Raw genomic sequence first — 22,071 nt, forward strand, 5'->3', positions numbered from 1 at the left:
AAAATGTTTTATTTCGACATATCGTCATCACCGATTGCGTTATTCTTATGATCTTCGATCTGTCGTTCAGCCACTTCCGGACCATACGCTAAAAAAGTGACTTGCTCGGAGGGAGCAGTTTTGACCAATGATAGCCAAACCTATCGTCTAGTCGACATACTGGCTTCGTTTTTATTCAGCGTCTTTCTGAAAACCTGTTTGTCGACAAATTTATCGATCACGAACGGGCGGTTTTACAAGATAAGCGACTGGGCAGCGTATAAGAGAGCCTAAAAACGCTTCATCTATTTCTGGTCTGAAAAGGGACAGTTACCGGGGAGAGCCTAGCCGACGGTCGGCTCACAAACGCTCACAGCCCGAACCAATCATGCTGGTTCAGGCTGTGAGCTGAGGTCAATCGAGTATAACAGGAATTCGACCTGTTCGATGTAAGTTGTAGACAATACAATGTTGTCCGGGGTGATATTACCCTTGCCGTAGGGCCCGACGGATAACGTCTTCCACGGTCAAATCCGGTTCGGCTTTCAATGCATCGTCGACGCTTTTCTCGGCCGTTGGCTTTGGAAAACCCAGGGCAACCAATGCCGCCAGTGCTTCTTCCCGAATTGGGTTGGCCGCTGGTTGTTGCCGATACGTCGGACCTCCGGGTACAACCCCCGATTTTTTCATCTTGTCGCGCAATTCCAGAATAATCCGCTGGGCTGTTTTGGCTCCGATTCCTTTAATTGCCTGCACTGCCCGGACGTTCTCGCCCAGAATCGCCAGCCGCAGATCACCCGGTTGCATGGCCGAGAGCATACCCAGCGCCGTATTGGGTCCTACACCGGAAACTCCGATGAGGTCAAGAAAGAGGGATTTTTCGTCGGCAATGGCGAACCCGTACAAGAGCTGGGCGTCTTCGCGGAAGAGGTGATGCGTAAATAGTTTGACTCGTTCGCCACCGCCGGGCAGTGTCGAGTAGGTTTGGAGAGAAATATGGACTGCGTACCCTACACCATGCACGTCGATAATGACGTATGTTGGTTCTTTGTAGGCCAGCACTCCGTCTAGGAAAGCAATCATTCAGACGTTAAAATGGCTTGTAATCGAAGCAATTAAGTAACGTAAAGGTACGAAAAATAAGGGACTTCTCTAATAAGCGGCATCTACAGAACAATCAACTTTCCCGATCTAATTTAGTCGATCTTTTCCAGTAAGCCGGTCATCATTTCTTTGAAGTAATCACCATTGTAGGGGCCAAACCAGTTCATATCGCGGACTTCGTAGGCTTGCCGGTTGTAGTAACGGTCGGGGGTGATGTAGCCGATATAGCCGCCGTCGAAGCTGGTGACCATCAGGTTAAGGCCCTTCTTCGCGGCTATCGGATTCAGTTCGGCCGCCAGTTCGCCGGAGAAATCACAGGGGGTGCCAAGCAGCACGGTCTGGCCGATACGTAGGGCTTTGAGATCGGAGGGGTAATCACCGTAGAGGGCATAAAACAGCCAGGGCCGTACGCGCCAGTTACCAACTACCCGTGGATTTGGCTCGCGCAGGCCGAGGGGTAGTGTCAGTATCGACAGCGTACTATCGGGGTGAGTTTGAATGGTTGGGGCGACGCGCTCGATGCGGACGGCCAGATCACCTGCGTAGTTTCGAATCTCCTGAAAGTCGGTTTTGCCGCGTGGCACGGGTGCGGTACTGCCAACCGAACCCGCCAGGAATACGGCAAAGTCGGTTGTTTTTTTCTCCAGCCGATCGACCAGCGATCCCGGATAATCGCGGCTGAGGTAATTGCTGTTATCACCGTCGAAAAGCGTTGGATGGCCCGCAAATGTGCAGAGTAAGGCCGACTCGCCGGAATTTTTTCGCAGTTCCAGCAGTCGGATTTTTCCGTCGAGCGGACCGGTTGGCCCCGAAGAACTTAGTCGATTGTCGATGAGGTCCGTGGCATCGGTTTCACCAAAGCCAATTTGTACGGGTGCCATTGTCGATTGTGCCTTGCGAATGGCTTCCAGGACACAGTCGGTAATGCGATTCACAATTTTCTCGTCATACTTCCCCGCTATCAACTGACCAACCAACCGGGGTGCCCAGCCGCCCACGCTGTTATGCGAGTGGATCGCGCCCATGTATAGATTTTCCCACCGAAGTCCGACTTCGGGTAATCGTTTTTTGAGCGCTTCGGCCACGGTGGGGGGCGTAATAACCAGATCGAGCCCAACCACGGCTACTTTGGTGCCGCCGTTGTCGAGCATGATCGCGCGCACAAAAATAGAGTCGCTGAGAATGTGCCAGTGTTTGCCCAGTCGTTCACCATAGCCGCCCGTCGGTGTGGTGTAGGGGGGCGTAATGTTCACTTTCGCCCAACCTGCCCGTAATGACTGACGGCCAGCCGGCGAAATTGGAAGTTGGGTAAGATGTTGCTTCGTCTGGGCGTAATAAGGCATCTCGCGATAGGGTGTCTCATCGACGGGAGCCAGACTGATGGCCAGGAAAAAAATGATAAACAGAACGAGTCCCAGCAGGACTTTAAGAACGATACGAACGAATTTCATGGGGCGACTTTGCCCGCAAGCAACAAAAAAAGAGCGGGAAAGGAAAACAAAAAAAGGCACCAGAGAAAATCTCCGATGCCTTTCGTCACCCTGCCGGTTTCCCGGCCTCCCTATACGTGGCCGTAATTGGGTTTAAGCCAAAAACGGCTTCACGATGGCTAGTACCGCATCTTTCGTCAGCGGCTCGTCGAACGCTTCACGGATAGCGTCATCCGATTTGCCGGTCAGGGTTTTCAAGTTAATCCCGGCCTGCGTAAACGAAGTTTGCGAGGTATCAGAAACCCAGCCTTTCAATCCCTGCATCCGGCGAATTTCCGACGCGTGCCGGGCTTCGACTGAATGGATCTGAAGGGCTATCTGAAGAATATCTTTATCGTTGATCAGCGTACCAGCCTGTCCTTTATACGCCTGAACGCCTGTGTCTTCGAAGGCACGTGCGGTGGCAAGAAACGTCGTGTAGGTCGTGAACGTGCCCGTCGGGAACTTGAACGTTGGCTTTGCTACGGCCCCGGCACCGAGTGCCGTTTTCAGCAGGTTAACGTGCGCCGTTTCGTGTTTGCTGATCTGACTGATCACCGTTCTGTCGGTAGTCGGAATAAGACCGGAGGCTGCGAGTCCGTTCTTATAAAATTCGTCTTCGAGGTATTCGAGTGTCAGGGCAAAATTAGCGACGTCGATAGCTGCCTGCGAGGGTGCCGTGGTCGTCTGGGCAAATGCCTGGTTAAATGTGGTTGCCATCAGCGTTGGAATGGCCGCTGCTGCTAGATTAGTGCCGTATTTGATCAGATTCCGACGCGAGTAAAAGCTGTACCGCTCGTTTGCTTCCGGATCAATTTGCTCAATTTCAGAGATTAGCTTAAATAAATTCATGGCGTTGTGTCGGGTTAGGCGGTTGGAAGATTAGCACCGCTCAAGGGTGTTTGCACAAACTTTTGCGCGGTCGGTAATACATCCGCCGGTTTAGTTGCCGGGTCGAGGCCGGTCGTTGGCGAAACAATGTCGTCACCAGCGAAATCGGCTGATTTCGGATTGAGCAAATCCCGAATAGCCGCTGCGTGACGGGCTTCTACGGACACAATTTTTCCAGCCAGCAATAGGTAATTAGCATCTTTGATCAGTCGGCCAGCCCCGTTGTAAGCAGCTACGCCCAGATCTTCGAATGCCTTTGCCGTACTTAACACACTCGTCCGATCGGTGAACGTGATACCCGTGAAATTGGGGGTCAGGTCGGTGATGCGGTTGGCGGCAGGAATAGCCGCTTTGAAAAACTCGCGGTGAATGATTTCGTGGTCACGAATATCCGTCAGCAGCGTCTTTTCCGCGTCCGTCATGCCGGTGTAGGGCGTAGCGATCACCTGCGTGTAGAAAGCGGCTTCCAGTTGCTCGAGCGCAAAGGCATAGTTCAAAATACCGACGTCACCCGTACCTAAGTCAACTGATGAGGGCACTGTGGTTGGATTTTCTTCGTCTTTACAAGAAGCTAAGACTGCTCCTCCGGCTACCGCTGCTCCTGCGTACCGCAGAAATAATCGACGCCCTACCATCACCGGCTCCAGCTGACCTGGCAACGTGGTCAGGCCCGAATCGTTCTGTTCTTTGCTCATATCGAGGAAACGTTATATGTGTCGAAATGACCGTCGTTTACTAACGGTTACATACACACTTACGGCGGCTTTTCTGGCTTGGATTTATTTTTGTTAATAAATAACCAGGCGGACCCGTTAATAACAGCCGTTTTGTCCGCTGGGGCGTTTACCAATAAATCGCTACTTTCCTCTTTGGTAAGCTAGTGATTAGCCATGATCTCGTGCTTGAAATCTTGTCTGTTCTAGATAAAGTAATCTATTATGAATCAAGCGGATAAAAATAAACAGAGCGCCATTGCCTTCTACGATCTTATGTTTAATCAGTGCCAGCCTGCCGAGGCTATTGCGCGCTATGTAGGCGATGAATACATCCAGCATAATCCAATGGTTACGGATGGTAAAGCGGGATTTATTGCTTATTTCGACCGGATGAACGCTGAGTATCCGGGTAAGCGAATGGAAGTCAAACGAGCCATTGCCGAGAATGATCTGGTCGTACTTCACTGTTTTCAACAGTGGCCCACGGCGGATGGTACTGGCGTTGAAGACTGGGCTGGGATGGATATTTTTCGTTTTGACAGCGAGGGGAAAATCGTTGAGCATTGGGACGTTCTACAAGTCGTGCCCGATACAGCCGCCAATCCAAACACGATGTTTTAGCGGTGTACTGGACCCCCATAAACTGAACCGTGGGGACTCATTCGGTCTCTGCAAGATGCGCATGGTCAACCGCGTGTTGATAACGGGTTGTACCTGGCGGAAATGATTGTTACAAGCCAGGCTGATCAAACAAACGGGCACGGCGGCTGTTGTGACTACATACGGTAGCCTCTGGCTGTCGCTAAAATCCTGCACCCAACGCACTGAAACTATGATCCGAACGTACCTGACCGCTTTTCAGATCGGCATCGTCGCCGGTATGCGTGCTATGTCGGCCCCTGCATTTGTTAGCCATAAACTGGCGCATATGGGTGGTCAGTTGCCGCCCAAGTCCAGCTTTCACCTATTGGCATCACCGAAAACGGCTACGGTACTCAACGTACTGGCAGCGGGTGAACTCATTGGTGATAAACGGCCCAGTGCGCCGGATCGTACTACGCCATTTGCATTAACCGGTCGGGTTATGTCAGGCGCGGTATCGGGAGCTGCGTTGTCGGAGATCGACGGGCAAACGGCTGGCTACGGGGCGGTTGCCGGTGGACTGGGCGCACTAGTAGGTAGCTTTGCTTTTTTTCATCTTCGCCACTGGCTCACCCACGAACAGAACCTGCCCGATCCACTGGTCGCACTGGCCGAAGATGCCATTGCTATCGGAACGGGCTGGCGATTGATCAATCAGCAGGAGCTGGTGGATTTATACGGCTACGATTCATAACATACCGTGAACAGAATACGAAAAGGCGCGTCGGTGATGCGCCTTTTCTGTTGTTAATCGTCCGAATGTGTGCGACCCCTGTTATCTTTGCCCTCCCAAAACTACCTTCATCAGCGGCATCTTAATTAATTTGCGACGAGCGGCTCGTTATCGAAACGGTGGCGGTCTGTTTGCTGATGCGTATTGATCAGCGGCCCGCTCTTGTGCTCATTCACTTTTTCGTTTTTCTAGTAATGCAGGTTCTGAAATTTGGCGGTACATCGGTCGGCTCCGTAGAAAGTATAAAGCAGGTTATACAGATCATTGACAATCAACGCCGTGGTGATAGTGCGCAACCGGGGGATCGATTGGCGGTTGTATTTTCTGCGATGGGCGGTATTACGAACCAGCTCATCGAAATCGGGCGTATGGCTACCCTTGGTAACATTGATTACATGGAGCTGGTCCGGCGTATTGAAGATCGACATTTTAACGTCATTAAGGCGCTGATCCCAATAAAAGAACAGAGTAAAGTGTTTGCGCACGTTCGGGGTATTATCAACGAGTTAGAAGATTTGTTGCGGGGGGTATCGCTCATTCGTGAGTTGTCGGCCCGTACGCTTGATCTCATCACCAGTTTCGGCGAGCGGTTATCCACAACGGTCATCACAGAATGTGTAAAAAGTCGGGGCATACCGGCGCAGTTTGTGGATGCCCGTACCCTGATCAAAACGGATGCGCAGTTTGGTCAGGCCGAGGTGAATTACCCGCTCACGAACCAGCTGATCCAGGAGCATTTTGCCAAAACGACCGACCTTCAGATGATTACGGGCTTCATTGGCTCGACCGAAAAGAACGAAACGACTACCCTTGGCCGGGGTGGTTCTGATTACACGGCTTCTATCATTGGTGCGGCCCTGAATGCGACGATAATCGATATCTGGACCGACGTTGATGGAATGATGACCGCTGATCCGCGCAAAGTGCCTAACGCGTTCAACATTCCGACGATCACTTATGCCGAAGCGATGGAGCTGTCGCACTTCGGGGCAAAGGTGATCTACCCACCGAGTCTGCAACCGGCGTTTGCCCGAAACATTCCGATTCGGGTGCTGAACACGTTCAACCCAACCCACGACGGTACGGTGGTGAGCCGGACCGCCGAACGGCGTCAGTACACGATTACGGGCATTTCCAGCATCGATGACATTGCGCTCGTGAACGTTCAGGGATCGGGGATGATTGGGGTTGCGGGTGTCTCGGCGAAGTTGTTCGGGGTGCTGGCTGCGCATAAGATCAGCGTCATTCTGATCTCTCAGGCGTCGTCGGAACATTCCATCTGTTTCGCTATCGACCCGCGCGGTGCCGAAAATGTGAAGACAATTCTGGATGCTGAGTTTGCGACCGAAATCGCACATGGGCACATCGATAATATTGCCATTGAGCGCGACCTGTCGGTCATTGCGACCGTGGGCGAGGGGATGAAGAAAAGCTCCGGTATTGCCGGGAAGTTATTTTCGGTACTGGGTAAAAACGGGGTTAATATTGTGGCCGTTGCTCAGGGGTCGTCGGAGATCAATATCTCGGTGGTTATCAACAAAAACAACCTCTCGAAAGCACTTAACTCACTGCACAACATCTTTTTCCAGTCTGAAGCCAGGGTACTGAATCTGTACCTGGTCGGTACCGGGCTGATTGGTAAGACCCTGCTGAACCAGATTTTTAACCAGTTCGAATTCCTGCGGACCGAGAAGCTGCTGAAGGTCTGCGTGGTGGGTATGACCAATACCAAAAAGATGCTGCTCGATCCCAAAGGTGTCGCTTTGGACGACTGGCGGGAACGACTGCTGGCCGAGGGGGTAACAACGTCGTTGCCCGCCTTCGTGGAGAAAATAAAAGATTACAACCTGCCCAACTCGGTGTTCATCGACTGTACGTCGGACAAAGACATCGTACAGTTTTACGAGTCATTGCTGGATGCCAACATTTCGGTTGTAACGCCCAACAAAGTAGCCAATTCCGGTTCGTACGCTGAATACCGGCGGTTGCAGCGCACGGCTCTGAATCGGGGTGTCAAGTTCCTCTACGAAACCAATGTTGGGGCGGGTCTGCCCATCATCAATACGGTTCAGGGGCTAATGACATCGGGTGACCGTTTCCTGAAAATCGAAGCGATTCTGTCGGGGACACTATCATTCATTTTTAACACGTTCCAGCCCGGTATTTCATTCGCCGAAGTGGTGCGCGAGGCCAAAGAAAAAGGCTACACCGAACCCGATCCCCGCGATGATTTGAGCGGTCTGGATGTAGCCCGGAAAATCCTGATTCTGGCGCGTGAAGCGGGTTTTCCCCTCGAACCCGAGGATGTGACCATCAATACGCTTCTGCCCCAGTCCTGCCTGGATGCGCCAACCATTCCGGCCTTTTTCGAGGAGATGGAGCGAAACAATGCTTATTTTGAGAACCTGCTCGCTGATGCTGAATCAAACGGAAAAAAACTCCGGTTCGTGGCCACTTTCGAGAATAACAAAGCGACCATTGGCTTACGGGCCGTGGACCGAGAGCACCCATTTTATCAGCTGACCGGAGCCGACAATATTGTTTCGTTTACTACGGAGCGCTACAAAGAACGGCCGCTGGTTATCAAAGGTCCGGGCGCTGGTGCCGAAGTAACAGCTTCGGGCGTATTTGCTGATGTGGTCAGTATCGGAAGCTATCTGGCGTAATTACATGCACGAATAGGTGAAGGTCTGCCGGTTTTTCTTCGTTACGGGAGTAGGAACGCTTGCTTGGTACAGTAACGCGTTCTGATCCTGATTCATGAGCTTGTTGTCAGAATCATAGACGGGCGCGAATGTCGATGATTCCCGGAGATTGGAACGGGTGCCCGTACTGGTCAGATTATACGATTTTAGCGAAATGGGAGCATTAATGTGCCAGAACCGGCTGGGACGCGTTTCAACGGCCTGACTTAGCGCAACAGCCGTCAATAAGGACAGTTCCGAGAAGCGTTTGTAGGGCGACGGTTTGGCGTCAAACGTGTACTCGGTTTCCTGCTCGACGACGGACCCATCGGTTAACGTGAACCGAACGCGTTCGTTGGTCAAATTGCCGTCAGCATCGTACGTGAACGTAAAAGCCCGTTGTTTAGTCAGCGAATTGGCCGGTAAGACCTGCCGATCCTCGGTGATTTTTGTCATTCGGCCCGACGCGTCGTAGTCCATCGCAAACGTAGACATCGTTGCACCACCCCGGCTGAACGTCGAACTCGATGGCCTGGTGCCCGTTCCGTAGGCGAGTGCAACCACGTCCTGACCACTCGTGGCCCGGATCACCTGACTGTTGGCATACTCGACTTGAAAGGCGGCCTCTTTGCTCGTCGATTTTTCTGCCAGCGACGTTAACGTACTGCTCGTATAGGTGAATGTGCGTTTTAACTCGTCGGTCAGCTGACCACTTTGCTCGACCAGTTGATCGGTTGTACTGGTCAGCAGGCAGGTGGCAATTGTTGGATTATCTTCTGAGTTACAGGCATACAAACTGGTTAGTAAAACTGCAACGAATAAGTAAATTCGTATAGATGTAGTTTTCATAAGAAGCTGGATAAGTCATGGCAAATGTATACGTCTGGTGTGCGCTAACCTACAGTGTACGCGTAAAAAATTGTAGCTTCGCGACCGGTTATAAGCGTGTTTTGAGCGAACGAAACGTTACTATAGTTTAGGACACGAAAACTAAGAAAACCGTTGTATTCACGTGCCAGCAGAAACGCAGCAGCAATCACTTATCGATAGTATCCGCACCATCGGCCATCCCGAAGCGGTCCGGCGTTTCTTCGGCTTGCTGAAAGAGTTGATCGATATCATTAACCTGCCCAATGGCGACGCGCGGTTAGCGTTTGCACCAGCCCGGCGCGAGAAGGGTGTTATCGAGGCAGACATTAATTTCTTTCAGGCCCTGCGCATTCAGAAGCCCCGTCGTGGTGAGGTCGAGTACCACCTGACGGTCAAAAAAACATGCCGGGATCGGCTGAAAAGTATCGAAGAACTGGTCTTTGAGCCAATCACGGAAAAGTCTGATTATCTGGCTGTTGTTGTCGGGCAATCAAACGTGCACCTGCTCTATCAGCCAGCACTCCGGACGTGTTGGGAAGACTGTTTGCTCGAACTTGTTGAAAGCACCAAGCGGGGGCCGCACTCAGCCCGGCATAATGCCGATGTCTACCGGGCTGCTGAAGATGAAGGATTCCTGAGCGATCTTGAAAGACTCGCCGATGATCCAACACTGGGGCAGTATGCCGGGGGAGAACGGGTTGATGGACAGATCGTTGAGGAATCCGACGTAGCGTATGCGGCTGAACCGGAGCTGCCGAATCGCCCCCATAACCTGATCTTGTTCGGCCCACCGGGGACGGGAAAGACCTTTGCTTTACAGCCTTTTCTTCAGGATGAGAATTCGAGCCTGATCACGTTTCACCCGTCCTACAGCTACGAAGAGTTTGTGGAGGGAATACGGCCTGAGGTGATCAACGGACAGATTAGTTATCGAATTCGGAAAGGGATTTTTCACAAAGCCTGTCTGTCGGCTATTCACAAGGCGGGGTATCCAACAATGGCCGATTGCCTGAACGATACGCCCGAAAATCGTAACCATAAGCTTCGGAAAGCCCCCGCGCACTATTTGCTCATCGACGAAGTGAACCGGGCCAACGTTGCCAGCGTCTTTGGGGATTTGATCACACTTCTCGAAACGGATAAACGACTCGGGGCCGTGCATGAATTATGGCTAACATTGCCCTATTCGCAGGAGCGGTTTGGGGTGCCGGTCAACCTGTTCGTGATTGGTACCATGAATACGACTGACCGATCCATTGCCCTGCTGGACATTGCCTTACGTCGGCGGTTCGCTTTTCAGGAGATGACGCCGGACCCAACCGTTTTGTCTGTACTGGACGGGATCGATTTGCCACAATTGCTCCGGACCATCAACGAACGCATCGAATACCTGCTCGACCGCGATCACCTGATCGGGCACGCGTACCTGACCGGTGTAACCACCTATGCGGATCTGTGCGCGGTTTTTCGGGATCGGATCATTCCCTTGTTGCAGGAGTATTTTTTCAACGATTGGGCAAAAATCCAGCTGGTGCTGGGCGACAATCCGGCCTGGGGAAAAGAACCGGATCAGCGACTGGTCTGGGTCAAGAAAAAATACACGGTTTCGGTCGCTACCAAACTGTTCGGCGAAACCCCCGATTCGACCGACGATGTGGTTACCTATGAAATCAATCCGCACCTGCAACGAACCGAATACGACCAGGTGCCTATCGACACGTTTATTAAAATTTACCAGAAACAGTAACGCGGCCTTCCAGTCCGCTTTGGTTAGTATATAATTGGTTGGTACAAAAACGGACCGTAAGGCCGCGTTTCCTATGAAAGCACTCGTTTTAACCGAATACAATCAGTTCGACCTACAGGACCTGCCTAAGCCGACTGTAAAGCCCAATGAGGTACTGGTGCGGGTCCAGGCCGTTGGCATTTGCGGCTCCGATGTGCATGGGATGGATGGGAGCAGTGGACGTCGGATTCCGCCCATCGTGATGGGGCACGAAGCATCAGGAATCATCGCCGAAGTGGGTGCCGACGTACGTGACTGGGCCACTGGCGACCGCGTTACGTTCGACTCGACGGTCTATGCCCTTGACGATTGGTATAGCCGCCGGGGGATGTACAACCTTAGCGATGGTCGCGAAGTCGTAGGCGTTTCGACGCCGGATTTCAAACGGCAGGGGGCCTTTGCGGAATACGTCGCCGTGCCACAGCATATTCTGTACGCCGTTCCCGACAATGTTTCGTTCACACAGGCTGCGTTGGTTGAGCCCGTCGCGGTCGCTTTGCACGCGGTCAGTCTGACGCCCATTCAGGTTAATGATTCGGCGGTGGTTGTCGGGGCGGGTATGATCGGCCTCTTCGTAATTCAGGTGCTGAAACTGTCGGGCTGCGGCTCGATTATCGCCATTGACCTTGACGACGACCGGCTGGCACTGGCCAAAACACTGGGCGCGACGCATACGCTCAACGCGAAAGATGGCGACATGGCGAAGCAGGTACAGGCACTCACGCAAGGACGCGGAGCCGATGTGTCGTTCGAGGTAGTAGGTGCGGGGCCAACCGTTAAAACCGCGATTGATTGCGTCCGCAAAGGGGCTACGGTGACCCTGGTCGGCAATCTGGCTCCAACGGTCGAGGTACCGTTACAGGCCATCGTAACCCGCCAGTTGCGGCTTCAGGGTTCCTGCGCCATCAACGGCGAATACGAAGCGGCTCTGGCCCTGATTTCGTCGGGTCGCATGAACGTCGAAGCGATTCTAAGCGCCGAAGTGCCACTCGAAGAAGGAGCTGACTGGTTCCGTCGGTTATACGATAAAGAAAAAGGGTTGATCAAGGTGGTGCTGAAGCCGTAATTACTGCTTTCCTGCTCACACGATGATGGCCGGGTACAAATCAGCGACGGTTTGGCCCGGCTTTCTGGTTTGGTAGCGTGTCAGCAATTCCTGATCGAACCCCCGAACCGCCGAAATCCCCGGTCAGTGACCATTCCGTTCTTAATACTGGCCTGTATCCTTTCGAACGGTTTGTGCTTGAATAAGCGCCAATGATGCACATTCAGGTAGAAGCGTTAGAATCGATCGTCACGCATGTTAGAAAAACTGAACTTCTGAACATTAATAATATCGTATGAATATCGCCATTATTGGTCCTGGTAAAGTGGCCCATTTACACGCCCAGGCTGTGCTGCAAACGACTGACACGAAACTGGTTGCGGTTTACGGTCGTACCCATCAGAAAGCACAAGACTTCGCTACGCACTATGGCATCAAGGCATACAGCGACGTGGCGGAAATGGTTGACCGCGAACACGTAGACCTCTGTCTGGTTTGTACCACGCACCCGGCCCACCGCGAACCAACCGTTGCTGCCCTCATGGCCGGATCGCACGTGCTGGTCGAGAAGCCGCTGGCGTCATCGCTTGCCGATTGCGACGCCATGATTGCCGCTGCCCGACAAGCGAATCGGTATCTCGGTACGATTAGCCAACGACGGTTTTACGAGCCTAGCCAGCGCATTCGTCGGGCAATTGACGAAGGTAAGATTGGGAAACCTGTGCTTGGAACCGTTCAGATGCTTGGCTGGCGCAGCGAAGCCTATTACCAAAGCGATGCCTGGCGCGGCACCTGGGCCGACGAAGGCGGTGGTGTTCTGGTCAATCAGGCTCCGCATCAGCTGGATTTGCTGCTGTGGTACATGGGCGAGGCTGAAGAAGTCTATGGCGTCTGGCGCAACCTCAATCATCCGTATATCGAGGTGGATGATACGGCACTGGCCATCGTAAAATTCAAGAATGGTGGATTAGGGAATATTATCGTGAGCAATTCGCAAAAGCCCGGCATTTTCGGGAAAGTGCACGTTCACGGGGAAAACGGCGCATCGGTGGGGGTACAGACCGATGGCGGGGCTTTGTTTATCGCGGGCATGTCGAGCATTACCGATCCGCCCGTCAACGATCTCTGGACCGTACCGGGCGAAGAAACTAAACTTGCCGATTTTGTCGCCGAAGACACCGCTTTTTTCAACACAATCGACGCGACGGTTTATTATTTCGGCTTACAGATCGCTGAGTTTCGTGATGCCATTCGGGAAGAGCGTCCGCCGTCCGTTACTGGCGATGAGGGGCGTAACGTTGTGGCGCTTTTCCAGGCCATTTATGAATCAACCCGAACGGGCTTACCCGTGAAGATGTAGAGTGAGCGATTTTTGATTGAGTGATTTGTGATTACCCAGTCACAAATCACTCAATCACTAGTTTCAGCTTTCCGGGTCTTTGGGCGTGGCGGTGTTATTGTCGCGCTCGGTACGCGGATACGGGAAATAGTTGCGGTTCCGCTCTGATCCGGTCACGCCCGGTCCCGGACGACTAAACCGGCGGCTGTCTTCGAGCCGAAATCCCGTGTATGCCAGTTCGATGGTACGATTGCGCAGAATTTCCAGCAGAATAGCATCCGTCGTTTGCGCACCACTGTAAGCGGGTAGAGCCGCGCCTAAGCCAAAGACATCCGTCGTAGCTGTTTTGGTCAGCACTTTGTTCAGGGCCGTTACGGCCCCGGTCAAATCATTTTTGCGGGCCGATGCCTCCGCCTGGATCAGCAGGATTTCGCCGGGTAAGTAAACAGGAATTGGCGTCGCATTGGCCGTGTAAAAGCCGGTGCCGAGGTTAGCTTTGGTGTTGGTTGTTTGGGTATAAAACGCGATGCGCTTATCGGCAGCAGCCGGAGCGAGTGCTGTCGACAGACCTAGATTTGTGTTTGTCGGCGCAAAGACATTGACGTTCCCGAAGGCATAGAAAAAGACCGGATTCCGCGAATTATCGTCGAAATTATAGACCGATTTCTTCGTTAAATCGACTTTCGCGGCTGCGGTCAGGGCTTTGTCATAGTCGCCAGCGAACAGCGCATACCGGGCAATCAGTGCCTGAATCGTGTTCGTAATGTCGATACCCGACACGATTTTTCCTGTAAAGTTGGTCGAAATTGGAGCGGACGCTACCTGGGTAGCTGCCGACTCAAGCGACGCGATGGCTTCTTTCAGCAATTGCGCTCGATCGACGAAAGGCGCGTTTTCCTGCGATGTGATGGGTGCCGCCTGAAAAAACTGAGCCAGGGTGCCAAGCGATAAAGCCCGAAAAATAGATGCGTAGGCAACGATGCCACTTTTCGTGCCCGCATCGGTAGCTACCAGACCTGCATTGGCCAGGACCAGATCCGCATTGGCGCGTACCAACTGACACTGCGTCCATAAGTTGCGGACGACCGCGTTGGTGTTGGTGACATTGGCCTGTCCCTGATTGAGCGCGAACTCATCGCCGTTACCCTGGTTGAGCACAACCAATTCGCCCGTTGTTAGTCCACCACCCGCCACGGTATTGTAGATGACACTGGTAGACCCACCGACCGTGAACCGGTATTGCAGGCTATTACAAACGGTAATTAACCCATCGGCCGAACTGATCACCTGCGGCTGGCTAGCCGTACTGGGGTTAAGGTATTCCTTGTTACAGGCATTCTGCGTAATCAGCAGGCCCGACAGGAGGAGTAATGTGAGGATTCGTTTCATACGTGTAGGACTATGAACAAGTTTTAGAATGTGGCTGACAGCTTGAGCTGATACGTACGGGGAATGGGGACGTTTCCGAAGTCGAGGCCACGAAGCAGATCGTTGGTGCCACCGGCGTTGGTTTCCGGATCGAAGCCGGGGTATTTATCCCACGAGTACAGGTTGCGGCCAATGAGCGCCACATTGATGGTACTCACCGATTTGATCAGTTTGGGCAGCGAATAGCTGAGCGAAACCTCCCGCAGTTTGGTATACGACCCGTTGTCCACGCGCCACTCTTCGGTATTGTAGATCGCGAAAATATAACCGCGCTTCAGCTCTCCGCGTAGTTCCTGTTCAGCGTATTCGCCCAGGCCCACACCCTGCCGAGTGCGTTTATCCGCGTTGAACACCTGAACGCCCTGAACCATATCCAGCAACACATGCAAGGTCAGCGCCTTGTAGTTCAGGTTCGTACTGAATGAGCCCGTCCATTTCGGATTCGGATTGGCAATAACAATATTAGCCGTTGGAAAGCGGGTGTCGGGCTGGCCTTCTGCCGTACGGGCCGGGGTGTAGTCGATCGAACCCGGAACCTGACTCGATGCCCGCTCCGACTGGGGAAAACCGGCTGAGGTTAATAGCAACGATCCATCCGGATTGCGCGCGTAACCCGTTCCGAAATAGACACCGGCGGGTTGCCCCTGAATCAGATAAGGTGATCCGGCGGGTGACGCAATGGCAATGGTTGGGCTACCCAGCGTCAGCACTTTGTTGCGGTTCCGGTTGAAAATAGCTGTAAAATCCCAGCTGAAGTCTTTCGTTTTTACCGGTACAACGTCCAGCACCAGTTCAAGACCCTTGTTTTCCATCGTGCCAACGTTGTTGATGATGCTCGTTCCGCCCGACGATGGGGCCAGAACGCGGTTCACGACCAGATCTTTAATCTGCTGATTGTAGACCGTTACGCCCAAGCCAACGCGGTTTTTGAGAAACGACAGGTCGGCTCCGGCTTCCAATTCGGCCATGCGCTCAGGCCGTACCAGTGGGTTAGCCAGCTGCGAGCCGGGTAGCAAGGTGTTCTTTCCCAGATAAGCCACTGGTGAGAACTGATAGAACCGGCTGTAGGAGCCAACGCCCGATAGGTTCCCGGCTTCGCCATAACTTAATCGTAGTTTAAGGCTGTTGAAGGCGTCGGTAAAAGACCCACTCTTCCAGAATCCCAAATCTGATACCACAAACGAACCACTTACTTTGGGATAGAACTGATTGGTTACCGATGGCGAGAATTTGGATGACTGGTCACGGCGGATCGCACCCGTTAAAAATGCCAGATTCCGGTAGCCCAATGTAGCCTGAACGTAATAGCCACTCAGATTATACCGGTCGAGGCTGAAATCGGCGAGAACCGTTGTGCTGGCGGCTCCGCGCACGGTTTCGATAAAGGGGGCCAGATTCTGACCTTGCGATGTGGCGTAGTCGGACCGGAAAAACTGGTAGTTGTAACCCGCTATCGCATTCAGTTTGAACTGCTCCGTTAGTTGCCGTTCATAGCTGACGTTCAGGTCGGAGTTGAGTTGCAGCACGGTGTTCGTTCCGGTCGCCGAGAACCCCAGTGGATACAGATTGGCACCCAGTGATGCCTGCGCCACGTAGGGGTAGGGGCGAATGTAGTTCTGCCCGATCTGCCCGTAGGTATCGACGCCAAAAATGTAATCGACACTCAGTCCTTTCAGGGGAGTCAGGTTCAGTTGTACGTCACTGATCGTACGGTTGACCGACTGCGTGAACTTCATGTCCTCGATCGTCGAAAGCGGGTTTACGCGTGGCCCTTCAACGGCTTGCAGATTCCCCGACGCGTCACGCTGGGTGATGTCGTAGATGTTGTTAACGATGTTAACTGAGTTGATCGGGCTGTAGAACACGTTGCCGTTCGCTTTCTCATTGGCGAAGCTGTTCACGTAGCTCAGACCGGCTGAAAGTTTTGCCCAGTTGGTCAGCCGCTGATCGATGCGGGCGCGGAGGTTATAGCGCGTAAAGTCGGTTCCCTTGATAATACCCTCATTGCGCAGGTACCCGAACGAAACATAATATTGCGTATTGTCGCGACCGCCGGAAATGGATAACGCATTGTCGGTGCCGTAGCCAGTCCGGAAAATCTGGTCGAAATAATTGTAGCGGGGCACATTATCGACTACGTTCGAGAGCAGGTTGTTGGTCGTTCCATCCCGAACGATGGGTGTAAACGTTGTCGCTGGGTTTAACTTGATCGCATCCTGTTGGGCAGTGGCCGTATTAAAGGCATTGATTGTGTAGAGCCGTTGCTGGGCGTTGCCGAACGTTTTGTTATACAGATTGACCGGAACACTCTTACGCAGTTCGTTGACATTGAACGAAGTCGAGAACGTGACGCGGGGGGCACCCGTCGAGCCGCGTTTCGTCGTGATCAGCACAACACCATTGGCCGCGCGCGACCCATACTGAGCAGCCGCAGCCGCGCCGTTGATGACGTTTAAGCTGGCGATGTCATTGGGATTTATGTCGGCCAGGCGGTTGGTGCCGGGCTGGGCCGAGCCAACCTGATCGGCGACGGCCAGCTGCGAGACGTTAGCACTCTGGTTGCTGACAATAACACCGTCGATCACGTAAAGCGGATCGGATGAGCCCGACAGCGACTTGACCCCGCGCAACCGAATCGAGATCGAACCCGACGGATCGCCGGAGTTTTGCGTTATCTGCGCGCCCGGCACTTTGCCCTGCAAGGCATTGAGCAATCCGCCCGACCCCGCTTGCTGTAAGTCACCGGCTTTGATTGTGCTGATCGCATTGCCCAGTTCCCGCCTTGCTGATTTATTGGTCGAACCCGTTACAACGACCTCATCCAGGTTGGCGATGTCTTCCTTCAGGGTTGTATTGGCCGTTACGGTTTCGGCATTGCCAAGGGTAATCGTCTGCTTCGCTGGTGAATAACCAACCGCCGAAAAGTTCAGCGTATAGGTGCCAGGGGACAGGCTGGTAGCGAATGAGTAATTGCCATCCACATCGGAGGCTGAACCGGTGGTGGTCCCGACAACTTGTACCGTAACGCCGGGAATTCCCGCGCCATTGGCATCAATTACGCGCCCTTTAAGGGTAAAACGGGGGGTCTGCGCGAACGCATTTACGCCCAGTAACAGGGTAAGCCATAGCATCCAAAGCTTCTGAATGCTGGGGCCAATGGGAGAGTACCTGTCAGTCATAGATAAGTAGTGGTTAGTACGATGAATGAAAGATTTGTCGAAAATCGCAAGATACCCATAAAAAATTTTGTGCAATTGCCGCTCATCCGAATTTTGCCCAGGGCGGACAGGGAGGGCTTAAATCATTTTTTTTGTACTGTCCATTCTTGTCAAACTTCCACATTTGGTCTTGGTCGATTAGGGGCATTCATGCTTTCCAAAGGTCATTTTTCAGTAGCTTTGATGCTTTTAACCAAGTCAACAGACGCATGATCGTACGTACAAAAGCTAGCTGGCTTGTTTGCCTGGCTGTCTTCTTAAACTGGCCGGCATCGGGTCAATCGCCTGCTTCGTCGAAGCCGCGTTACCAGGGTCTTCAGCAGGCGCTATCGGCAACGGGACAACTGAACGGATCATCTGGCCCACGCAGTGTGAACTGGATCGAAGGGGGTAGTAAATTCTCGTTCAGCGACGGGCAAAGTGTCATTAAAACGCTATCGCCGAAGGATCAGAAAGAAGAGGTTATCTTCGACGGTAGCCAACTGAAATTTCCCGGCACTGAAAAGCCGTTTACCTACGGTTCGTTTCAGTGGTCGAAGGATTCGAAGAACCTTTTGTTTCAAACCAATTTTCGACCCGTTTACCGACGGTCGGGGGTGTCCGATTACTATGTGTATGCCGTGGCAGACAAAAGTCTGAAACTGGTGGCCAAAGATGCGCAAACGGCTGAACTGGCTCCCGATGGACAGAAAGTTGGTTATGAGCGTGGTGGTAATCTGTTCACATTTGATTTTAGTACCCAGAAAGAAACGCAGCTTACCGACGATGCCAAACCCGCGTTTTACAATGGTCGTTTTGGCTGGGCCTACGAAGAAGAGTTCGGATTAGCGCAGGCCTGGGACTGGTCGCCCGATAGCAAGTTCATTGCGTTCTGGCAATCCGACGAACGGGAGGTGCCCATCTACAAACTGACCGACTATAAAGGGTTTGACGAGAAATTCGATTCGCTACCGTACCCGCGCGTTGGCGATAAAAATCCGACCGTTCGCATCGGTGTCATTGAGATCGCCAACAAAGCAAAACAGTGGATGAAGGTCGATTTGGGAGATGGGTATATTCCGCGTATTTACTGGACCTCGCAGGAAGGACAGCTTGCGCTGATGCACCTGAACCGCAAACAGAATCACCTGCGTCTATTTATGGCGAACGTCCGCACTGGCGATGCCCGTCAGATCATGGAAGAAAAATCAACGACCTGGGTTGATGTCTTTGATTTCTTTGCCGGTATCAATCACCTGATCTACTTTCCGGCGGGTACGCAGGAATTTTATTGGGTATCGGATCGCGACGGCTTTGCGCATCTCTACCGCTACGATTATACGGGCAAGCTGCTGAACGCCGTAACGAGTGGCAAATGGGAAGTGACGTATGTGCACCACATCGATCCCAAAACGAAGAAAGTCTACTTCACCTCAACTGAGGCATCACCATTGGAGCGGCAGTTGTTCGTAGCTGATCTGGACGGTAAAAACAAACGCCGGTTAACCACGATTGCTGGTCGGCATACGGTCAACTTCTCTCCGAATGGTCAGTATTTTATTGACAGGTATTCAAACGTCTCGACGCCTACTCAGGTGGAACTGCGCGACACGAAAGGTCAGCTCATTAAGGCGCTCGAAACCAATAAAAAGGTGTCGGAATACGTCGCTGGCCACGCGTATGCACCGAAAGAACTGACCACGTTCACAACGTCCGATGGGCAGGCTATTGACATTTCGATCATCAAACCACTCGATTTTGACCCAGCCAAAAAGTACCCCGTTGTGCTCGACATTTACGGCGGTCCGGGGGCGCAATCGGTCTACAACGAGTTTGCGGCAACGGGCTGGCATCAATGGTTAGCGCAGACCGGCTATATCGTTGTGGGTGTCAACAACCGGGGCAGCGGTGGCTACGGGCGCGATTTCGAAAAAGTCGTTTACGAGAAACTGGGTAAATACGAAGGACTGGATTTTGCCGAAACGGCTGCGTACCTGGCCAAACAACCGTGGGTCGATGGAAACCGCATGGCGATCCGGGGCCATAGTTACGGCGGTTACATGAGTAGCTACACGATGCTGACCCATCCGGGCGTATTTAAGGTTTCGCTCGTTGGGGCACCCGTTACGGACTGGCGGCTCTATGATTCGATCTACACCGAACGGTACATGGGTCTGCTGCCCGAGAATGACGAAAAATACAAAGTCAGTGCCGTATCACCCTACGCTAAAAACCTCGTGGGAAAGATGTTCGTCGCCCACTCAACAATGGACGAAAATGTACACGTTCGCAATACGTTCCAGCTGATGAACGCCTTCGAAGATGCGGGCAAAGATGTTGATTTGCGTATTTACCCGCCGGGTGCACATGGCGTGGCCTATAGTGCAGCGACGCAGTTGTTACTCTACCAGCAGTATACGACCTATCTGGAAACCAATTTGAAAGCGACCGGTGTCAATTAAGACTAGTTTAGGCTGATCGGCGGCTGAGTTGAGTACCGGATAGAATCGTTACCTAGCAATCCTCAGGCTGGTGTTTTATTGCCCGAACGCGATAAGACACCAGCCTTTTCATTTTCTTTGGCAAGATCTGAGGGGATGCATTGGAATTAAATATTTGTGTCTATATTTGTCATAAATGTATATAAATAAGACTAGCAGGTTGGTATTCTTTATCAATTATGCGCTGGACTGAATACGTCAAGTACCCACCGTATACTTATCTCTTGTAAAATGACCAATAAAATTGTTACCCGGCCAGCTATCCGAAAAGCCTACCAAACTCCCAAAATCAAGACGCTGGGCAATGTCAAAAAGCTGACGCTAAAAACAGGGTCAAACACAGACATGATGGGTGGACATTTGTAGTTCAGCACCAGGCCTGTAGCTTACTAAATGAAGTTCACAGCTATATACAGTAGCCCAGAATGGTGCGCTCACCGCCATGCTACAATAGTTAGTTTATAAAAATTAATTTAAGTAAACTAAAGGTTGGTAAGTTTTGAATAGGCTATATTTGGGCTCATTCACTAGTTTCCTTCGTGACCCCACTACCTAGGCTGAGTATTCAGCGGGCAATAGTAGTATGCCTGTTGGCATTGAAAACCGTTTGTGGATTTGCCCAATCTGCCGCATCTACTGACAGTATAAAAACGGGGAGTTATCTCCAACTGACGTGGGATAACGATGCCTTCCAACTCAGAGCAAAGAATACTTCAGATCGGTACTACACCAACGGCATTCATCTTAAAGTACTCAGTAACTACTGGCGTAAGTGGCCGACGCAGTACACCTTATTGAAACTGGCACCTAAAGACAACCGTCGTTACGATTACCAGTATGATTTTGGTGTCGGTCAGGAGATGTATACACCCCGCAATCTGACGGTTGCCAATCGCCCGCTCTATCCGAATGATCATCCTTACGCCGGCTTCCTGTATATGTCGTGGGGACTAGTGACCAGTGATGTTGTAGGCGGCAGAAAGCTAACGTCAAAACTTGTGTTGGGTGTTATCGGCCCACTCAGTGGAGCTGCGGAAGTACAGCGCGAATTTCACGTGGCTGAGAAATTTAGTAAGCCAATGGGGTGGGGGACTCAGATGCCCAACGATCCCGTAATCAGTTACTCTATTGGGTATGAAGCGCGGCTAATTCCGCGTTATACCCCCTTCTTTGATGTTATCGGCCGGGTCGATGCTACTCTTGGGATGCTGAGTAACCAGGCCAGCATGGGTACACTGTTACGGATTGGCCTCTTCAATGATTATTTTCAGAACGCTACCGGCTTATATGATCCGTCCATGGGACACTCGCGTCGGCGGGTGCAGGTATACGCAACGATGGGCATGGCGTTCCGGGCCGTACTCGATAACTCAATTCTTCAGGGAGGCTGGTTCAATGGAGTTGACAATTATTATGCGCTGCCAGCGGTTGAACTGAAACATTTTCTGGGATTGATGGATTTTGGCGCTGTCGTTGCCTACCGGAATGTTCAGCTTTCGTTCACGCAATCGGTGCGTACGCAGGAATTTAAGAACGGGCTGGACCACCAGTGGGGGCGCGTGAACCTGTTATTCCGTTGCGGAAAATAATTGATAAACGGCCCTGCCTGGCGATCTGGTTTTAGCTTCTCAATCAATTAACGTAACCATTCAGTAAGCCCACTGAACTTCGTCTGCTTATTCGGCTT

The 22,071-nt window shown here is 52.2% G+C and carries 16 protein-coding genes; 9 read left to right on the top strand and 7 right to left on the bottom strand.

The annotated features are described in order from the left end of the window. Window positions 1–465 precede the first annotated feature (465 nt). From ruvA to GK091_RS19445, 4 genes are all read right to left on the bottom strand, one after another. Window positions 466–1,062: a Holliday junction branch migration protein RuvA gene (gene ruvA / locus GK091_RS19430; protein ID WP_164041547.1), complete on the bottom strand. Its 597-nt coding sequence runs from the start codon at window positions 1,060–1,062 to the stop codon at window positions 466–468. Between the two features lie 113 nt (window positions 1,063–1,175). After that, window positions 1,176–2,534, bottom strand: coding sequence for a neutral/alkaline non-lysosomal ceramidase N-terminal domain-containing protein (locus GK091_RS19435; RefSeq protein WP_164041548.1), 1,359 nt, complete (start codon window positions 2,532–2,534; stop codon window positions 1,176–1,178). Between the two features lie 132 nt (window positions 2,535–2,666). Then, window positions 2,667–3,404, bottom strand: a complete 738-nt coding sequence (locus GK091_RS19440) for a ferritin-like domain-containing protein (RefSeq protein ID WP_164041549.1) — start codon at window positions 3,402–3,404, stop codon at window positions 2,667–2,669. A gap of 14 nt (window positions 3,405–3,418) precedes the next feature. Next, window positions 3,419–4,138 carry a ferritin-like domain-containing protein gene (locus tag GK091_RS19445; RefSeq protein WP_164041550.1) on the bottom strand — a complete coding sequence of 240 codons (720 nt, stop codon included), beginning with the start codon at window positions 4,136–4,138 and terminating at the stop codon, window positions 3,419–3,421. Between the two features lie 243 nt (window positions 4,139–4,381). Here GK091_RS19445 and GK091_RS19450 point away from each other — a divergent pair, with 243 nt between their 5' ends. The 3 genes from GK091_RS19450 (at window position 4,382) to thrA (ending at window position 8,200) form a co-directional block, all read left to right on the top strand. Next, window positions 4,382–4,780 (top strand): nuclear transport factor 2 family protein, encoded by a 399-nt coding sequence (locus GK091_RS19450; RefSeq protein ID WP_164041551.1) that lies wholly within the window; start codon window positions 4,382–4,384, stop codon window positions 4,778–4,780. Between the two features lie 211 nt (window positions 4,781–4,991). After that, complete coding sequence (locus GK091_RS19455; RefSeq protein WP_164041552.1) at window positions 4,992–5,495, top strand: DUF4126 family protein; 504 nt, start codon at window positions 4,992–4,994, stop codon at window positions 5,493–5,495. A 233-nt stretch (window positions 5,496–5,728) separates the two neighbouring features. Next, window positions 5,729–8,200, top strand: a complete 2,472-nt coding sequence (thrA, locus tag GK091_RS19460; protein ID WP_164042917.1) for a bifunctional aspartate kinase/homoserine dehydrogenase I — start codon at window positions 5,729–5,731, stop codon at window positions 8,198–8,200. Here thrA and GK091_RS19465 read toward each other — a convergent pair whose 3' ends face one another. Continuing rightward, a complete protein-coding gene (locus GK091_RS19465) occupies window positions 8,201–9,067 on the bottom strand; it encodes a hypothetical protein (protein WP_164041553.1) in 867 nt (288 codons plus the stop codon). A gap of 163 nt (window positions 9,068–9,230) precedes the next feature. Between GK091_RS19465 and GK091_RS19470 the strand changes: the two genes are divergently transcribed. From GK091_RS19470 to GK091_RS19480, 3 genes are all read left to right on the top strand, one after another. After that, a complete protein-coding gene (locus GK091_RS19470) occupies window positions 9,231–10,835 on the top strand; it encodes an McrB family protein (protein WP_164041554.1) in 1,605 nt (534 codons plus the stop codon). Between the two features lie 73 nt (window positions 10,836–10,908). After that, window positions 10,909–11,940: a galactitol-1-phosphate 5-dehydrogenase gene (locus tag GK091_RS19475; RefSeq protein WP_164041555.1), complete on the top strand. Its 1,032-nt coding sequence runs from the start codon at window positions 10,909–10,911 to the stop codon at window positions 11,938–11,940. 274 nt (window positions 11,941–12,214) lie between these two features. Beyond that, window positions 12,215–13,279: a Gfo/Idh/MocA family protein gene (locus tag GK091_RS19480; RefSeq protein ID WP_164041556.1), complete on the top strand. Its 1,065-nt coding sequence runs from the start codon at window positions 12,215–12,217 to the stop codon at window positions 13,277–13,279. A 63-nt stretch (window positions 13,280–13,342) separates the two neighbouring features. Here the strand turns inward: GK091_RS19480 and GK091_RS19485 are convergent, their stop codons facing one another. Further along, window positions 13,343–14,647: a RagB/SusD family nutrient uptake outer membrane protein gene (locus GK091_RS19485; RefSeq protein WP_164041557.1), complete on the bottom strand. Its 1,305-nt coding sequence runs from the start codon at window positions 14,645–14,647 to the stop codon at window positions 13,343–13,345. A gap of 23 nt (window positions 14,648–14,670) precedes the next feature. Then, complete coding sequence (locus GK091_RS19490; RefSeq protein WP_246202324.1) at window positions 14,671–17,865, bottom strand: SusC/RagA family TonB-linked outer membrane protein; 3,195 nt, start codon at window positions 17,863–17,865, stop codon at window positions 14,671–14,673. A 248-nt stretch (window positions 17,866–18,113) separates the two neighbouring features. On the opposite strand from GK091_RS19490, the gene GK091_RS19495 reads away from it, so the two are divergent. The 3 genes from GK091_RS19495 (at window position 18,114) to GK091_RS19500 (ending at window position 21,973) form a co-directional block, all read left to right on the top strand. After that, the gene (locus GK091_RS19495; RefSeq protein WP_164041558.1) at window positions 18,114–20,345 is read left to right on the top strand and encodes a S9 family peptidase; all 2,232 of its coding nucleotides are present in this window, start codon (window positions 18,114–18,116) and stop codon (window positions 20,343–20,345) included. A 270-nt stretch (window positions 20,346–20,615) separates the two neighbouring features. Further along, window positions 20,616–20,750: a hypothetical protein gene (locus GK091_RS29850; protein ID WP_262889200.1), complete on the top strand. Its 135-nt coding sequence runs from the start codon at window positions 20,616–20,618 to the stop codon at window positions 20,748–20,750. A gap of 173 nt (window positions 20,751–20,923) precedes the next feature. Then, the gene (locus tag GK091_RS19500) at window positions 20,924–21,973 is read left to right on the top strand and encodes a lipid A deacylase LpxR family protein (RefSeq protein ID WP_164041559.1); all 1,050 of its coding nucleotides are present in this window, start codon (window positions 20,924–20,926) and stop codon (window positions 21,971–21,973) included. Window positions 21,974–22,071: the final 98 nt, after the last annotated feature.

The sequence above is a fragment of the Spirosoma agri genome (assembly GCF_010747415.1).
GTDB classification, from domain to species: domain Bacteria; phylum Bacteroidota; class Bacteroidia; order Cytophagales; family Spirosomataceae; genus Spirosoma; species Spirosoma agri.

Bases quoted from the DNA above. Each gene is read 5' to 3' on its own strand.
- GK091_RS19440 (WP_164041549.1), bottom strand. From the start codon at position 3,404: ATGAATTTATTTAAGCTAATCTCTGAAATTGAGCAAATTGATCCGGAA.
- GK091_RS29850 (WP_262889200.1), top strand. From the start codon at position 20,616: ATGACCAATAAAATTGTTACCCGGCCAGCTATCCGAAAAGCCTACCAA.
- GK091_RS19450 (WP_164041551.1), top strand. From the start codon at position 4,382: ATGAATCAAGCGGATAAAAATAAACAGAGCGCCATTGCCTTCTACGAT.
- GK091_RS19455 (WP_164041552.1), top strand. From the start codon at position 4,992: ATGATCCGAACGTACCTGACCGCTTTTCAGATCGGCATCGTCGCCGGT.
- GK091_RS19465 (WP_164041553.1), bottom strand. From the start codon at position 9,067: ATGAAAACTACATCTATACGAATTTACTTATTCGTTGCAGTTTTACTA.
- ruvA (WP_164041547.1), bottom strand. From the start codon at position 1,062: ATGATTGCTTTCCTAGACGGAGTGCTGGCCTACAAAGAACCAACATAC.
- GK091_RS19435 (WP_164041548.1), bottom strand. From the start codon at position 2,534: ATGAAATTCGTTCGTATCGTTCTTAAAGTCCTGCTGGGACTCGTTCTG.
- GK091_RS19445 (WP_164041550.1), bottom strand. From the start codon at position 4,138: ATGAGCAAAGAACAGAACGATTCGGGCCTGACCACGTTGCCAGGTCAG.
- thrA (WP_164042917.1), top strand. From the start codon at position 5,729: ATGCAGGTTCTGAAATTTGGCGGTACATCGGTCGGCTCCGTAGAAAGT.
- GK091_RS19475 (WP_164041555.1), top strand. From the start codon at position 10,909: ATGAAAGCACTCGTTTTAACCGAATACAATCAGTTCGACCTACAGGAC.
- GK091_RS19495 (WP_164041558.1), top strand. From the start codon at position 18,114: ATGATCGTACGTACAAAAGCTAGCTGGCTTGTTTGCCTGGCTGTCTTC.
- GK091_RS19485 (WP_164041557.1), bottom strand. From the start codon at position 14,647: ATGAAACGAATCCTCACATTACTCCTCCTGTCGGGCCTGCTGATTACG.
- GK091_RS19480 (WP_164041556.1), top strand. From the start codon at position 12,215: ATGAATATCGCCATTATTGGTCCTGGTAAAGTGGCCCATTTACACGCC.
- GK091_RS19490 (WP_246202324.1), bottom strand. From the start codon at position 17,865: ATGACTGACAGGTACTCTCCCATTGGCCCCAGCATTCAGAAGCTTTGG.